Source organism: Paenibacillus tundrae, from assembly GCF_030812775.1.
Taxonomy (GTDB): Bacteria; Bacillota; Bacilli; order Paenibacillales; family Paenibacillaceae; genus Paenibacillus; species Paenibacillus tundrae_A.
Window position 1 is genome coordinate 26,937 of sequence record NZ_JAUSTI010000025.1, and the last position, 16,255, is coordinate 43,191.

Sequence of the window (16,255 nt, forward strand, 5' to 3'; positions counted from 1 at the left end):
ATGTCTACATTACTTGTACAATCGCGGATGGAAATGCTCCGCATGTTTCGCAACGTTTACTTTATCTTCTGGTCTCTGATGATGCCTGTCTTATTCTATGTGCTATATACCCGAATCTTCACAACGGATGCGGTTGACCCAGAACAGTGGAATGCTCACTACTTAATGTCCATGACCTGTTTCAGCGTGATGGGTTCATCCATCATGACACTCGGCATACGTTTGGTTCAGGAACGTGTACATGGCTGGGTTTCGTACCTGCGGGTAACCCCGTTATCTGATGCCATTTATTTTGGTGGCAAAATGGTTGGTCAGACGACGGTGCACCTGTTCTCGATCATCGTTATTTTTACCGCTGGATATCTGATTAATGGTGTCTCTTTATCTGCCTTACAATGGATAGGAAGTGCCCTATGGATTCTAGCTGGATCGCTACCCTTTCTTGCTCTAGGCACTTGCATTGGAACCTTACGCAAGGTCGACACCGCCAGTGGTCTTAGCAATGCTCTCTATCTCTCACTAGCACTTCTTGGCGGCATGTGGATGCCGCTCGATATTATGCCTTCATGGCTGGGTCAGATCGGAAGTTGGCTTCCGTCGAACAGCTTTGGCAACGGCGCCTGGGCGATCGTTAGCGGTAACGCGCCAGCTTTCCGTGATATACTAATTTTGACAGCGTACCTGATCGTGTTTATGTTAATATCCACTTATATCCGCAGCAAACAAAAGGAGGCTTAACCCTCATCTATGCTTCAGAAGTTTGAGATTTTCCCGAAGCGATATGGCTTCTATCCTTACATTTGGATGATCTACTTGGCCATGCCAATCTATTATTTATGGGTAGCCCGTGGTCATGAACTATATATTGGGCTCTCTGCTTTCCTTGTGTTTATCCTGACCTATCGTCAGCTGTATATGACAGCAGGAACCGTTTTATTTTCCTATTGGATGACGTTACAGATGCTTACTGTTTTTATTTTGACTGTCGTTATTGATTTAAACATGTTTTTTCTCGGTTTTTTCACAGCTAATTTTATTGGATGGTACACAGATAAACGGATGTTTCGCCTATTTCTATTGGTGTTCGCCATTGTTCAGACCATTCCCATTGCTATTCATTTCTCGTCACTAACAGCTTCTCAGCTCATGTTCTTCACTCCCTTTTACCTCATCATGCTTGCGTCTCCTTATGGCATTCGATCCATGATGCAACAGCGGCATCTAGAGGAGCAGCTCGATGAAGCTCAGCAGCATATCAAAGAACTGATTAAGCGTGAGGAGCGTATGCGCATCGCCCGAGATTTGCATGATACCATGGGACATACGTTATCTTTAATCACCCTTAAGAGTGAACTCGTGACCAAGCTAATCATCAAAAATCCAGAACGGGCAGTTCAGGAGGCACGCGAGATCGAACGGACTTCCCGTGCTGCCCTACGTGAGGTGCGTCAACTCGTCTCGGATATGCGAGCCATTAGCATTCCTGAAGCAGTCGCAGATGCGATAGAGATGTTAAAGAGTGCAGATATCACACTTCAAGTGACTCAGGAGCAGGACTCCTACGATGATGTGCCAGACTTAACGCAGAATATGGCGAGCCTATGTCTTATTGAAGCGGTCACGAACATTGTCAAACACAGTCAAGCAACACGAAGTACATTATCAATTGAGCGCACGCAGGAAGGGATCAAGCTACGTATTAGAGATAATGGACAAGGGATAGATTCCAGCAAACCTCATGGTAACGGTCTAAAAGGCATGTCAGAGCGGCTGAACCTGATCGATGGTTCCCTTCAGATCTCTTCCGATTCAGCAGGAACCGAGCTATCCTTTTTCTTTCCATTAATCGTAAGCGATTCCCAAGGAGGAGTATCATCATGATTCGTATTTTAATTGCAGAAGATCAACGCATGCTTCGGGGTGCTCTCGCCTCCCTGTTGGATCTCGAAGATGATTTTGAAGTCATTGGGGAAGCCGGTAACGGAGAAGAAGCATTGAAGCTAATCTCCTCTCTTGAACCAGATCTCACTTTGATGGATATTGAAATGCCAGTCATGAGTGGACTTGACGTGGCAGAACGTTTACAAGAACAAGGTAACCCCTGTCGGATCATCATCCTAACCACATTCGCTCGTCCTGGTTTTCTAGAGCGTGCGGTTCAAGCTGGCGTACAAGGTTATTTGCTAAAAGATGAGCCAAGTGACCGCTTAGCTCAGGCCATTCGTAGTGTTATGGGGGGCGGACGAGAAGTATCTCCCGAACTTATTTTTGGCGCATCCAAAGGTGTTAATCCACTAACGGAACGAGAGAGAGAAATGTTGAAACTTGCCGCCACAGGCATGAATGCCAACCAGATCGCAGCATCACTTCATCTGTCCTACGGCACAGTTCGCAATTACCTATCGGAAGCCTTCAATAAGCTAGAGGCTAAGAATCGTGTAGAAGCTATACGCATTGCCCAAGAGAAGGGCTGGTTATAGCAGTAGATCCATCATCTATTCGTGTAATACCTATCGTCAAAATGAATGATTCAAGCATGAGCTATGCATTTCTCATACAAGCGCAAGCGTAAAAATGTACACCAAAAGAACGCCTCCTTGATCAGCCAAGGAGGCGTTCTTCACTATTTTCACATGCTATTGGATAAATACAACACACTACTTACAAGCGTTACACTAAGCTACAGCTTCGAATCTACACGCACCGGTTCGTTTGATTTCTCCATTTTATTTACATCAAGGATGTCCAACAGGAATACAAAGATCGGAATTCCGATGATCAGTCCCCAGATTCCGAGGAAATGCTGTGACAGAATCAATACGATAAATGTGTAGAACATTGGAAGCTTTGTTTTGTGCGCCATTAACTTTGGATTCAAGAAATAGGTCTCCAGCGCATGAATGATAATAATCATGACAATAACGATAATGCTAAGCTGCAATCCGCCAATCTGATACCCAATCAGACACAATGGCACCAATGAGATGACAACCCCCGCAACGGGAACCAAGCTTAGTAGGAATACCAGAATGGTTAATGCGAACAGATACGGATATCCAAGAATCCATAGTCCCAACATCGTTAGAACCGTGTTGAACACCGCAATCAATAGCTGAGCTTCAATGACTTTTCCGAAGGAAGATACAAATTTATCTCCAAGATAAGCCACTTCTTTATAGAACCAGCCGAGCTTACTTGTTTTGAACTTGGATGTGAATTTGACGATTTCTTGTTTTTGCAGCAAGAAGAACAGACTCAGAATAATAACCAGCAAAATAAACTCCAGCCCTTTACTCAGAGCAAAAATATACTTCAGCGCATTATTCGTATAGTTCTTAATATCAAATGACTGCAGATACCCTGCAATCTTCGATGCATAATTATCGCCTTCAGCCGTATCCAGAAACTTAATGATTTCATTCGTCAGTTGTATGACCTGATCGACAATCCTCGGCGAATACTTAGATATTCCTAGCACAATCGCCGCAATCACAATCAAATATAGCAAGATGACAACGACCTTGTAGTTAATCGGAAACAGTCGATTTAACTGTCCCGTAATGAAGTGCTGTAGTCGATTCATGACATACGTCACGAGGAACAACAGCAAAATCATGTGCAGCATACTCCCCATGCTGAATAGAACCAAACAGAACAACAGCAGGATCAGAAAACGTCTGACCGTTGTGTTCTGTAGCCAATCTTTTATCATTTCCCCCAAAGTCTTCACCTCACAGCTAATATGCCCATTATGTATACGATCTCATGCCCACTTTCGTTTCAGAAAAAAAGAGAAGCCTACCGGCTTCTCTCACATCATGAGACTTCCCGTTGTCTCTATTCCTTATCTTATGTGGACATTCAAGCCAAACATGCTTATTTATCCAATGTTTCGCTCCAGTCGTGCACAATGCTGCCTTCCAAAAATTTCTCACAGTCCATTGCTGCCATACAACCTGACCCTGCTGCAGTAATCGCTTGACGATACTTCGTATCCTGGACGTCGCCACAAGCAAATACACCTGGGATGTTCGTTTCCGTCGTACCTGGTTTAACAACCACATACCCATGATCATCCAACACCACTTGGTTGCCGAGGAATCCGGTATTTGGTGTATGTCCGATGGCAACAAACACGCCATCCGCCTCCAACAGCTCTTCTTGGCCTGTCTCATTGTTCCGTACCTTAAGTCCCTTCACACCCAGCGCTTCAGGCACCACTTCAAGCGGTGTACGGTTCAATGCCCATTTCACCTTTTCGTTACTGCGCGCGCGATCCTGCATGATCTTCGATGCGCGTAATTCATCCCGACGGTGCACTAAGGTTACATCTGTTGCGAATCTGGTCAAGAAACTGGCCTCTTCCATCGCGGAGTCTCCCCCACCAACAACGACAATCTTTTTGCCACGGAAAAAGAATCCATCACATGTCGCACATGTACTTACCCCGCGCCCTACATTTTCCTGCTCTCCCGGGATACCGAGGTAGCGGGCAGATGCACCGGTCGAGATTATGATTGAATCGGCCTCGAGATCACCAATGCCGCCAACTTTCACTTTGAATGGGGGCTTACTGAAGTCTACCTCTTCCACCCAGCCATTCTTAAATTCTGCGCCAAAACGCTCCGCTTGCTTCCGCATGTTGTCCATCAATTCTGGCCCCATAATGCCTTGCGGGAATCCAGGGAAGTTCTCAACCTCTGTCGTGGTAGTCAATTGTCCACCTGGTTGAAGACCTTCGATAACCAATGGATTAAGGTTGGCACGCGCCAAATAAATTGCTGCTGTTAATCCGGCAGGTCCGGTTCCAATCACAATCGTTCTGTATTTAGACATATAGATACAGCCTCCTTGATTAGGTTGAGAGTATATGAACTGGTTCATTTCTAGATCCATGTGACAATAGCCATCCATTAAGTTTACCCGTTTTGCAGGCAAATGTATCCTTCATGAAATCCCAATCTTCCTCAATCGTGCTTCAAGCCGCTTAAATCCCTGTCATGCCTTTAAAACATTTGGAATAACCACTCTAAATCATCCGATTATACTGTAGGTGGTACCGTACTACACACCTTGTTAATCTGCTTCGCATATTTACTAACCGTTGATGCCGAAATGCCATATCGCTCTGCTACACTTTGATAGGTTACAGGTCTTCTGTGAATTTTGGCAGCCAAATATTCCAGCCCTGCAGCCCATCCCTCAATATGCTTCATCGCTGTCATTTCAGGATGAGCACGGGACACATAATCGGTCCATATACGCTCCATTTCCTGCTGTAACTCTGCTTTCGTTTCCGTCATCTGTAGCGCACGGTCAACGACAGCTTGCCAGTGAGAAATGGATTCTGTCTGCGAGCCTTCTGTGCTGATTGCTGCATTCTGAATAGATCGCGCGGCTACCGTTGAGAGCGGTAGTACTGCGCGGCTCCGCTCCGAATGCTGCTCAGTCGCAAGCAGTTCATTCAGTACAGATTGAGCAGCTTCCACGAGATCCTGCTGCTCATCGGATTCCTGTATGAAGGATTGTAACGCTTGCTGTACTTCATAGTCTCCGATCATACCGAGCGCATGAATGACTTGAAGCTTGGTTGCCCGATCACCATGGCGTAATGCCCAGAAAAATGATGAACGAATCAGTGGATCATTCTTCATTTCCTCCGGAATGCCATTTCCGTAGTTCTCCCATTGCTTGAATTGCTCATCAAAAGGAAGATGGTAATGATAGCTTAAATTTTCAGGCTGAAGCTCGTCTTGTTGTACCGCCTTAAGTCGAGACAAATAAAACGGAGACACTTCAGACACAGGGTCAAGCTTGCTTACATGATGCCATAACCGCTCGGCTGCATCATAACGTCCGGTATTAAAGGCCGCCACTGCAGCATAGTGCGCAAGCGCAGGGTCAGCTGCCGTCTCTTCCACTTTAAGCAATCTACGAAAGTGTACATAGGCGGTATCATGCTGTCCCAAAATACCCATTGTGGTTGCTAGCTTATAGACCTGTTCGTGTTGGAAAGGTACAATGACACGCAACTTTTTGATTAATAGGAGCACCTGATCTGTACGGTTCTCATTCTGATGGAAGATTGCCAGATTACACAGAGCATGCAGATTGCCAGGCTCTTGCTCAAGCACCTCGGCAATGGTCTCACGCGCTTTGGGGAATTGACCCATATAATAATAGGCAAGAGCCAGGTTATTGCGTACAGCCAGATAATCTGGATAATCAGGTGACATGCCCTCCAGAAGCTCAGCTGCTTGTGCAAATTTCCCTTCCTCTAGCAATTCTCGTGCATGATCATGCTCCACAACACCCTTACGTGATTTGATCCGGTTCAGTTTAGATGGGCGGTCCAACTCGTAATACAGAAGCTCCATCATCTCTTCTGCCTCCGTCATAAACTGACCCTGGGTGTCTTCTTCCAAATACGTTACTAACGCTTGCTCCGCTTCTTCAAACCGATCCATATTGGCATAATTGTTCGCCATATAGAAATAACATTCGGTCATCGACGGATCTACGGCATCCAGTACATTCGCGAGAATCGCATTAGATGCCTCGTAATCCCCTTTCTCAGATAATATACCCGCCATATTACAATGATTCACCGGGTTTTCCGGTTCATATTCAACAGCTTTACGAAAATATTTTAATGCCTTGTCGACGTGATTACGGTCCAGCGAGCGGACAGCTCTTTCAAAAAAGAAAGACGCATCCAAATGAATCGGTATAATGTTGGCGAGGTCTCCCTCAGCCCGCAGTAGCTTGCCCTTCATCTTCCAAGGCACCTCCTCTTTGCTTTCATTCATACTCTCCAGTATACCACATCTTGCGGTAGGCTTCTCAACATGTAGTTTCATGTGATTTAGGCAAAAAATGTGCAAAAGAAAGCGGTATTCCATCATCCATAATTGGAATGAAATACCGCCTTGTTCTTGGTAACCATATTCAATTTCGTAAGAGGACTTATTGGTCTTGCAACTTCTTCGCCATGGATGGTGAAAGCGAGATATGAATCGTTTTATCAAACGGCGTCATGAAGTTAACGAGCACAATCTTGCACTTCTCTGGCAGCTTCGCCTCACGAACCGATGAAGCCAAATGTCCCGTTTCGCCTCCACTGATCTCGATCCAGTCTTCACCGCAGGTATAACGCAAATTACCGCTGCTCCATAAGTGATGACCATCACTAGTCTCCGTTCCGTCCTCGTAGGTTAACTCTCCTTCGCTTCCGAATACAAAGGATAACTGCATCATGATGTCCTCCGGTTCTTCCCCCGTCAGATGCATTGTCCAACCGTTCTCCGTATGTAACACCTCAGCTCCCACACGGAATGTCTGCTCATGGGTAAGTCGGCGACTCTGATGGGGAAGTAGGTACCACGGACTTATATCTGAAGACGCCGTCTCTGGCAGTTCATTAGCAGGAATCGGGTCATAATAACCCTTCTTCTGCTCCCCTGTTAATCGATACCCTTGAGGCAAACGGGTCATATCTTGCATCGGGATATACCCTGGATTAAAGTAGGAAGCCAGTTGTACAGCAAGTAGACGCACCTTACCATGACGCAGAGCGAAGAAAGGAGGCACCTCCGTCATCACCGTTACACTGGTCTCACCATCGCGGATTCGAGCTACAGGTGCACCAAAATCGGTATGCATTCGGCTATGGAATATCCGTCCATGGTGGCCAACAGCCTCCATCTGATCCAAATAGCTGGCTCTTGCAAAATGCTCGTTCAGCATAACCTCATACTGCTGTGGTAACACATCCAGCGAGCCGTTCGCCTGTTGAAGCTCCGGCTCTAACAGTAACCTTACGAGCGCATTGACCGAGCATACCCCCGGGTCTGTCAGAGTACCATCTGCCAGGGCAGCCATGCCTGCAAAAATCGGATCTCCGTCCAATTGGGCTAAGATGGCATAGGGCAGGTAATACGATGATAAGTCATGGATGCTACCCAGATCCTGACGACCTGAATAATCCGTAACGATCTCTCCCGTTGGGTGCACCAAATATACCATCATGCGAAGATTCAAACGTACAGGTTCCAGCAATTCCGGACGACCGAGCAGCCTTGCTGCATGAATGAGCATAATGTCACTCACTGCATTATAAATTCCGTTGCTTCGCTCGGTCCACTCGCCATCGGGCGTAATGTCTATGCCTTCTGCCAGCCACTGCTCTGCGCGCTGCACAGCTTCCTCCAGACCAAAGATGTCATGCAGGAAACCAAGCGCCGCGCATAGCACCCAGCGGTGATTCGGCGTATGGCATCCCCCTGCCAACATCACAGGAATCGTTCGCTCTAGGAATTGCCGCATATTGTTAAGGACAGGTTGCAGAGGCGTCCATTCCTGTTTAACAAGTAGCTGATATAACTGCGAATATCCTACAACGACAAATGCGGTATCCGGCGGGGAATGGTAGTTCGTCCAGCCGGGTGATATCGAGCCATCCTCATGCTGTAGACGAAGTACAAACTCTGTGGCCAATAGCAGTCTATCTAACAATGCCTCATCCCGGTAATAGATCGAGTCCGGATTAGAGAGCGCTGCTCCCCAGTAGCACATATCCGTCGGCGTTCCAGTGGTATGGTTCACCCAAGCCACACCTGTATACGGATCAATCGTACCACCGTAGTATCGATTCTCTGGATCAAGCATCTGCCTGGCCATACCTCGTTCTACTGCTCTGTCATTACTATCTACCAGTTGTCTGTACATGTGCAGTTCCCCTCCATACCAATGCATTTGCCCGATGAACGAAGGACATGGCGCACCCCCTACATAGGGTGGAAGCTACTCACCTCGCCTGTATACGAGCTAATTTCTCGTCAGTATATACCTTATCTCACCAAAAGTCGCCAGGAGATTTAGACATCATAGCAGCAATAGCCGCGGCTATATTAGACACTAACGTCTTACAAATATCTGCCGTTTATTCGGCTCTACCAAACGGCTTTCGAAAGTACTTTATTACGCTCTTTGTTTATGACTCTACGAATTCAGCTTCTTCATTAACAAGTCATGACTCTCATGAATTTCAGCCGGTTGGCAGGCTGATTTCAACTCATAGACCTTCACCTGTGCGCGCTCTATCATCGGCAGATAAGCATCATAGAAATGCATATCCTTGCTGTGTACATATGGGCACCAGTGATCCGAAAGTCCAAGCGTTTCATGAATATGGACACCTACGATATCGTCCATCAGTCCCTGCATTTCTCCTACACTATCATAGAGACCTAGTCGATCCATCATGATGGCATGACCCGTATCATACCAGATCCCAACCGGAGCCCCTTTGAGCGCTTGAATGATCGTCTTTGCTTCTGCGAGTGTAGGAATCTGTTGAGGTCTGGATCTCGTCTCGATCCCAAAGCGCACATTCAGACCTTTGGCAGCCGCACGATTACAGACCTCATCCAGACTCGCGATAATTCTCTCGACATAGCCCGAACTAAGAGCTTGCCGACGTTCCATCAGTTCTTCCCACTTGCTACGATATTTCGGTGAATCCGACCCTTCTTCGTTATAGAGCTTACTAAGATCCTTGCTGATATCCTCTGGGAAAGGTACCTCGCCAGGATGTACAACAACGGCTTCCCCTCCGTAACGATGGGCATATTCTGCTGACCCTACCAGCAATTCAATCGCTCGTTGACGCTTCACTTCATCTTCAAAGCCAAGCAAGACAGAGTCTGTTCCGTAATCTGGATCTGGATCATGCGGGAAGGTATTATGAACACTGGAGATTCCGATCTCTCCTCGCTCAATCATGGGCTCTATAGTGGTGAGCATTTCCTTCGTCACATTATAGTTAAGCTCCACCCGGCTGAAGCCAAGCTCTGCAATCTCTCGAATCATATCTGCTCCAACCGTATGCTTCCTGATGTTCCAACATGTCGAAAATGAGTATATTCCCTTGTGCTGTGCCTGCATTCGAATTCCTTCTCCTTCCCATTATGGTAAGTCGAACTATCTATCCTATACTTACGCTAACTCTAGAATTAGCCTTTTACCGCGCCCAGCATCGCACCGCTGACAAAATACTTTTGCAGCCAAGGGTACACGAGCAGAATCGGTACAGTTGCAAATATAACCGTTGCTGCCTTGAGGCTCTCTGGAGTCAATGGTGCACGGTTAGCACCTTCCATGAGCGTAAGCTCGCTGACCATATTGTTTTGTACCATTTGGAAGAGTTTAAGCTGCAGCGGGTACAGCTTCGGATCATTAATATACAGCAATGAATCCTGGAAGCCATTCCAGCGACCAACCGCATAGAATAGAGCCAGTGTAGCCAATACAGGCATAGATAATGGCAATATAATTTTGAAGAGTGTGTGTACATGCGAACTACCGTCAATCTCAGCCGATTCCTCCAAGCTTTCTGGAATGCCGCGGAAGAAGGAAATCAGGATAATCAGGTTAAACGGACTCACGAGACCAGGTAAAATCAGCGCCCAGACGGAGTTAAGCAAATTTAGGTCACGAATGAGCAAATATTCAGGAATCATCCCACCACTGAAGAACATGGTAATGATGATGACGTACATGAAGAGCTTGCGCCCTTTCAATTTTTTCTTCGTTAACGGATATGCAGCCGCCAGTGTGAAGAGCATACATAGCACAGTGGTTGCTACCGTTAGAATACTCGTGAAGCCCAGTGAATAGATCATGGATTGATCAGAGAATACCTGAATGTAGGCATCCCAATTAAATTCTTTAGGAAATATGGTCACTTCACCAGATGTAATTGCCCGATTGGAACTTAGTGAGATCGCAATCGTGTGCAAGAACGGAGCTAGACAGAAGATAACAAACAAACTGATAAAGGTAATATTAACGATGTCAAAAACCCGGTTTGAGGTGCGTTCACTCATATGCGCACAGCTCCTTTACTGATGGTCTATACAAACAGCCGATTGGTATCCCCTTCGCTCTTACAAAATACCTTCACCGGTCGCCTTTTTCGAAATATAATTTGAACCGAGTACGAAGATCAGTCCTACAACAGCCTGGAAGAGTCCGACGACAGTCGCCAGTGTATATTGTCCAGATTCCAAACCAACCCTGTACACGAAGGTACTCAGTACATCGGAGTATTCACGTACAGCAGTGTTACCAATAATGTAAGGACGATCAAAACCAATGCTGACCATTTGTCCGAGATTCAGAATAAGCAAAGTGACAATCGTTGGTTTAATGCTAGGCAAGGTAATATGCCAGATTTTTTTCAGACGTGACGCTCCATCAATCTCAGCAGCTTCAAACAATTCCTTGTTAACGCCGGTTAATGCAGCCAGATACAGAATGGTTCCCCATCCAGCGCTCTGCCAAACACCTGTGAACAGGTACGTAACAAGCCATGGATTCTTCTCTGTCAAAAATGGTATGGAGTTGAGACCCATACTCTCCAGCAAACCGTTCACCATACCGGATTGATTGCCGAATAATTGATACACGATCCCCCCGATAATAACCCAGGAAATAAAGTGAGGAATATACAGGATCGTTTGTGAAATCTTTTTAAACCACTTAAACCGAACTTCGTAGAGCATGATCGCCAAGATAATTGGAGCAGGGAATGAAACGAGCAAATCTAGAAAGTTAAGCATGAACGTATTTCGTAATGTGGTGTAGAAGTCCCGCATTCCAAATACTTCACGGAAAGCATCGAAACCGATCCACTCACTCCCATTAATGCCCTGAAACAAGTTGAAATCCTTAAAAGCGATCTGAACCCCGTACATTGGGCCGTAACGAAAGATCAAGAAGTAGATCAGAGGCAGTGAGATGAGCGCATATAATTGCCAATACCTTTTCAAGTATGTGATGGTCAAGTCGGTTTCCTCCTATCAACAGAGAAACGGCTGTGCCGCCCATACTGGCGGCACACGTTCCTTCTAAAGTTATGCGGTAAATTACATATTGATTTGGTAATCACAAGATGAACCTTTTAATTGATAACGCTTACTGAAGTGCTGCTTCAAGCTCTTTCTTCAGTTCCGTGCCACCCAGTGACATGAAGTCATTCATTTCTTTTTCATATACCGATTCAAAATCTGCTGGCTTAGCCATCGCTGTTTTCACAATAAGCACTTTCAACTTATCATTTAGTGCCGTACCATATTTCGATTCTGCTTCAATCGGTTTGCTGAAGATAACCGGGCCGATTGTGTCTGTATTTGCAATATCAATGGACTGTCTCATTAGCTCTTGGTTACGCTCAGGGAAGCCTGCAATCCATGCCGCTTCATTGGCCGCCTGATCTCCAACTACTTTACCGTTGGCAATAATCGCCATGTCACCACCGTTGTAGAGACGATCTTTGACATCCTGTGGTGCATCATCTTTAACAACTGGAACACCATCAACCATATCGTAATTCTCACCTTCGACACCGGTGTTCATCTCCAGCAAGTTCGTTCCAGAAGCCATCCAGTCTAAGTATTTCACTGCTTCAACCGAACGTTTGCTGCTTTTTGGAATCATGATGTACATACCGTTGCTACCATAACGTGATTTGATGTGTTTATTGTCCACATTCGGGTTAGTATAAGCGTCAACTGCTATAACTTTGCTATCCGGTACATTTTTGTACAAATTATCAAGCATACCATCTGCATACAAAATCTGACCTACGTCCTCAGACATGTAGCCAATATTACCGTTTTGGAAGTCTTTGACCAATTGTGCTTTTTCTTCATCAAGACTGAAGTCTTTGCTGATCAGACCTTCATTGTATAGCTTGTTAAGGAACTGCATCGCATCTTTGAAGCCATCATGCAATGGTAGTTCGTAGCGCTGACTGTACGTAAGTCCATCTTGTACAGGCTTGATAAAGGAGTAAATCAGTGTTTCATACTGTGCTGGGGCAAGTGCCATACCCATTGGGATGTTTTTGCTACCCAGATTGCCCGGATCCTTCTCTTTGAATGCTTTCAACGTTTCATACAACTCATCTGTTGTTGTTGGAGCTTTCATACCAACTTTATCGAGCCAATCCTGGCGGATATAGGAGTTGTAACGAGCCGTAATGGCACGTTTACCCGGAATAGCGAATTGCTGACCTTCAAGCTGACCGAATTTCAACAGGTCATCGCCGAGATATTCTTTTAAGTTAGGTGCATGTTCATTAAGAAGCTCGCCTACGTCAGTTAGACCACCTTGCTGAGCGTAACGGTAGAACACACTGGAGTCATATACAAACACAATATCTGGAACGTCGCTGGGGCTGGCCATTAACACGTTGAGCTTGGTTGTTTCTTCTGAACGTTGAACAGGTACGAATTGCACATCAATGTTATTCGGATCGCCAAATTTCTCTTGAACAAATTTTGTTAAGTAGTTGTTCGTAATCGTATGTGGAGAAGGACTGTTACCACGATCGAATACCTCCACTTTTAAGGTGACACGTTCACCACTACCTGATGCACCGCCTTCAGCTGATTGATCAGATGCCGATGAACATCCTGCTAACAGTGAAACTCCCATTACCATTGTAAGCGCCAGACCCATCCATTTCTTCGTACTCCCTTTGGTTGCTCTTCTTGTCATTTTGTCATCCCCTTTGGCTTTGCGTTGAATGTTGTAAAGCTTGATCCGAGTATTCCATACCTTCTTGCTCTCATGCAATAAACCAGTTTCGGAAGCGCTTACAGAGCAGTTGTGGTTTATTCACCTAACCATTTTCGCAGACAATCCGCTTTCAATAACATCGCTCTAAACCCGCGCGCAGACAGACTCTATCCCCACTTCTGTACAGTTTGTTCTTAGCTACGTCGATAAACCATTTTCTTATACTGCCTATTTTCGTATCCGACATAATAACTGGAATATCTGCCCATGCCGACCTTCGGTATTACCACATAATTGTAGATCAATGAACGAATTGATCCGGTATACTGCCTGGATCATAGTAAAAGGGTGGATTCCAGCAAGTAACCCTCCTACGGAGAACACCTGCGAGAATTCCACCCCTCACTTTAAGCTCGTTTACCCGAAAAATAAAGCAATCCACGTTACATGGCATCCTATGGCTATGACTCATCCGCAGGATGTTCACGCTTTGCTCGGCGATAATCGCCTGGCGTAATGCCTGTAACCCGTTTAAATACACGCCCCAACGTAATACCATTAGCATACCCCACCTTCAGGGCAATATCCTGCAACGCCAAATCAGTCGAGCGAAGAAGCCGTTCCGTCTCCTTCATTCGCAGCTCGGTCACGAAGTCCACAAACTTCATATTGAATTCCGTCTTGAACAAGTAACTCGCATGTTTGCCAGAGATCTGAAACCGATCACTTAAATGTTTCAGAGAAAGGTCAGGGTTGGCAAATTGTTCTTCGATATAACTTTTCATCTCATTGACCATGGCCTTGTAGCTCTTGGTTTCTGTCACTGAGACATACGTTCTGAACAGATCAGTTAAGTCCTCGAACAGCAATGCTTTAACATCAGCAAGTGCCGCTGCTTCCTCGATCGACTTGAGCCACTTGTTCATATTGTCTTCTGACAACTTCTCCTGAAGTTCGTCCGACATTAGTGCCACTTCACGGCTAAGCATCTGTAGCATCGCTTGAATGAGGGATTGAATATCTTCATCCGGCAGCATATTACGTTCAAACGCCGCGAAAATCTCCTCCAGCTCTTCCCGCCACTGGCCGCTCGACATTCGGAATCGCTTAACAAAGTCAGCAATCATCTGCAAATAGGTGTACGTCTCTATTAATGGCTTCGACTTCTCTCCACTCTCGGCCAAACCCACGTCTCCGTTCATCAGCCATTTCCGATGCATTACTGCCTCTGCACCAGTATAGGACTCTCGAATTGCCCCAATGCCATCTGCAATCGGACCAATCCCAAAGCTTAGTGAAATACGCAGATTCTGATCAACCCAGAACCGACAATCCTCTGCAACATCACGAATCTGTCCCGTCATATCATGCTCGCTGCTATCCTCTGTGGAGAGAAATAGAATGGCCACTCGTTCTGCACTGACCCATTCAGCCCAGCATTGCACCCCTTTGTTGCGTGAGAGCTCCTGTAGCACATTCATCAATGCGAATTTGAGAGTATTTTGTTCACCTCTCGTATATAGCTCTTGAAATCCCTTCTCATAACGGTTAATCTCTCCAACAACAACAGCGAAGCGTGAAGACTCTCCTACAGTGTCAAATGGAGATAGCTCCTCAAGCCGTGCTGCGGCTTGGTCGAGATGCTCGCCGTGCAACAGACTGTTGAACAGCTTGCTGCGCTGCAACAGCACATTTTCCCTCTTTTTATCATCATAATCCATCATGTGGTTAATCAGATTTTCAAGCGCACCATCAATCATTTTCATCTCATCTTTACGAGATCCCGAATCTTCAAGTGTCCGAATCTGATGTGCTTCAATCCGGTTCATAATAATCTGAATTGGCTTATAATTTCGACGTGTAACATAAATGATGTAGATGATCGCACTAACCACGGTCACAATGGCAATGACTACCCATACATAAGAAATAACAGATACCCATCCAAACAGATTTCCCGCCTTGATCCCACTGGATAACGTCCAACCTAATCTATCGAGCGTAAGCGTGTTCAATACTCTTCCTTCTGTGGCATCTTCATCATCCAAGTGTGCGTTGTATACCACCTGACCGTCACGGTTTGAAATGGTCATGAAGGACAGTTGTCCGTTAACCATGTTATCGACTGTTTGTTCAATACTGCTCATTTTAATATTGATCACCAGTGTACCTTGGGATCCAAAAGGCAAAGGCATATCCTTATTAACCGTTACCACTCGAATAGGGGCACGCTGAATAATACCTCCATCGTACTCTCTAACGGGCTGCCATCCCGGAGATAACTTCCCAGACACCGTCTGCTCAACCCATGCCTTGTCTGAGAAGCTCTCCACATCTCTAGGCCCACTCACCGTCACAATACTCTTATTCATATTGTCATATAAATAAATGGATTCAATCCATGAAGAAGAACTGGTTAACTCGCGCAAACTCTGTGCAATTGAATAGACTGTTTCGGAATTTGCCCCATCTCTATGATTAAAATAGTCTCTATAGGCCTGGTCATTCTGTACCGTCTCCATCAAAGATAATTCGATATCTCTTATGGTGTGATCTAGCGTATCTACTAGATAGCTAGACGAGATGCGATCCGCTTTTTTCGTTTCGGCCCTAGAGATGTCATTAATGAAAACAAACGCGATAAAAATGAGTATGGTCACAGTCAGAAAGA

General features: G+C 45.6%; 12 protein-coding genes. 3 read left to right on the forward strand and 9 right to left on the reverse strand.

The window, feature by feature from the left end; all coding sequences use genetic code 11:
* From J2T19_RS26215 to J2T19_RS26225, 3 genes are read left to right on the forward strand one after another with little or no spacing between them, the layout of a single operon-like run.
* On the forward strand, positions 1-738 hold the full coding sequence (locus J2T19_RS26215; RefSeq protein WP_307221238.1) for an ABC transporter permease: 738 nt from the start codon (positions 1-3) through the stop codon (positions 736-738).
* A gap of 9 nt (positions 739-747) precedes the next feature.
* Complete coding sequence (locus J2T19_RS26220) at positions 748-1,881, forward strand: sensor histidine kinase (RefSeq protein ID WP_307221241.1); 1,134 nt, start codon at positions 748-750, stop codon at positions 1,879-1,881.
* Positions 1,878-2,480 carry a response regulator transcription factor gene (locus tag J2T19_RS26225; RefSeq protein ID WP_307221243.1) on the forward strand — a complete coding sequence of 201 codons (603 nt, stop codon included), beginning with the start codon at positions 1,878-1,880 and terminating at the stop codon, positions 2,478-2,480. Before J2T19_RS26220 ends, J2T19_RS26225 begins: the two co-directional genes overlap by 4 nt.
* A gap of 200 nt (positions 2,481-2,680) precedes the next feature.
* On the opposite strand, the gene J2T19_RS26230 is transcribed toward J2T19_RS26225, so the two are convergent.
* From J2T19_RS26230 to J2T19_RS26270, 9 genes are all read right to left on the reverse strand, one after another.
* Complete coding sequence (locus tag J2T19_RS26230) at positions 2,681-3,712, reverse strand: AI-2E family transporter (RefSeq protein WP_275446305.1); 1,032 nt, start codon at positions 3,710-3,712, stop codon at positions 2,681-2,683.
* Positions 3,713-3,876: 164 nt separating this feature from the next.
* Positions 3,877-4,836 (reverse strand): thioredoxin-disulfide reductase, encoded by a 960-nt coding sequence (gene trxB, locus J2T19_RS26235; RefSeq protein ID WP_307221247.1) that lies wholly within the window; start codon positions 4,834-4,836, stop codon positions 3,877-3,879.
* Between the two features lie 206 nt (positions 4,837-5,042).
* A complete protein-coding gene (locus J2T19_RS26240; protein WP_307221249.1) occupies positions 5,043-6,776 on the reverse strand; it encodes a tetratricopeptide repeat protein in 1,734 nt (577 codons plus the stop codon).
* A 190-nt stretch (positions 6,777-6,966) separates the two neighbouring features.
* Positions 6,967-8,727: a prenyltransferase/squalene oxidase repeat-containing protein gene (locus J2T19_RS26245; protein ID WP_307221252.1), complete on the reverse strand. Its 1,761-nt coding sequence runs from the start codon at positions 8,725-8,727 to the stop codon at positions 6,967-6,969.
* Positions 8,728-9,000: 273 nt separating this feature from the next.
* On the reverse strand, positions 9,001-9,945 hold the full coding sequence (locus J2T19_RS26250) for a sugar phosphate isomerase/epimerase family protein (protein ID WP_307221255.1): 945 nt from the start codon (positions 9,943-9,945) through the stop codon (positions 9,001-9,003).
* 68 nt (positions 9,946-10,013) lie between these two features.
* Positions 10,014-10,886, reverse strand: coding sequence for a carbohydrate ABC transporter permease (locus tag J2T19_RS26255; protein ID WP_307221259.1), 873 nt, complete (start codon positions 10,884-10,886; stop codon positions 10,014-10,016).
* A gap of 60 nt (positions 10,887-10,946) precedes the next feature.
* The gene (locus J2T19_RS26260; protein ID WP_239293559.1) at positions 10,947-11,846 is read right to left on the reverse strand and encodes an ABC transporter permease; all 900 of its coding nucleotides are present in this window, start codon (positions 11,844-11,846) and stop codon (positions 10,947-10,949) included.
* A gap of 130 nt (positions 11,847-11,976) precedes the next feature.
* Entirely contained in the window at positions 11,977-13,563 is a 1,587-nt protein-coding gene (locus tag J2T19_RS26265) for an extracellular solute-binding protein (RefSeq protein ID WP_307221263.1), read from the reverse strand.
* 482 nt (positions 13,564-14,045) lie between these two features.
* Positions 14,046-15,956, reverse strand: a complete 1,911-nt coding sequence (locus J2T19_RS26270) for a helix-turn-helix domain-containing protein (RefSeq protein ID WP_307221266.1) — start codon at positions 15,954-15,956, stop codon at positions 14,046-14,048.
* Positions 15,957-16,255: the final 299 nt, after the last annotated feature.

Excerpts from the sequence above, each read along its gene's own strand:
- J2T19_RS26230 (WP_275446305.1), bottom strand. The coding sequence starts at position 3,712 with ATGATAAAAGATTGGCTACAGAACACAACGGTCAGACGTTTTCTGATC.
- trxB (WP_307221247.1), bottom strand. The coding sequence starts at position 4,836 with ATGTCTAAATACAGAACGATTGTGATTGGAACCGGACCTGCCGGATTA.
- J2T19_RS26225 (WP_307221243.1), top strand. The coding sequence starts at position 1,878 with ATGATTCGTATTTTAATTGCAGAAGATCAACGCATGCTTCGGGGTGCT.
- J2T19_RS26265 (WP_307221263.1), bottom strand. The coding sequence starts at position 13,563 with ATGACAAGAAGAGCAACCAAAGGGAGTACGAAGAAATGGATGGGTCTG.
- J2T19_RS26240 (WP_307221249.1), bottom strand. The coding sequence starts at position 6,776 with ATGAAGGGCAAGCTACTGCGGGCTGAGGGAGACCTCGCCAACATTATA.
- J2T19_RS26270 (WP_307221266.1), bottom strand. The coding sequence starts at position 15,956 with ATGAATAAGAGTATTGTGACGGTGAGTGGGCCTAGAGATGTGGAGAGC.
- J2T19_RS26215 (WP_307221238.1), top strand. The coding sequence starts at position 1 with ATGTCTACATTACTTGTACAATCGCGGATGGAAATGCTCCGCATGTTT.
- J2T19_RS26220 (WP_307221241.1), top strand. The coding sequence starts at position 748 with ATGCTTCAGAAGTTTGAGATTTTCCCGAAGCGATATGGCTTCTATCCT.
- J2T19_RS26250 (WP_307221255.1), bottom strand. The coding sequence starts at position 9,945 with ATGCAGGCACAGCACAAGGGAATATACTCATTTTCGACATGTTGGAAC.
- J2T19_RS26245 (WP_307221252.1), bottom strand. The coding sequence starts at position 8,727 with ATGTACAGACAACTGGTAGATAGTAATGACAGAGCAGTAGAACGAGGT.
- J2T19_RS26255 (WP_307221259.1), bottom strand. The coding sequence starts at position 10,886 with ATGAGTGAACGCACCTCAAACCGGGTTTTTGACATCGTTAATATTACC.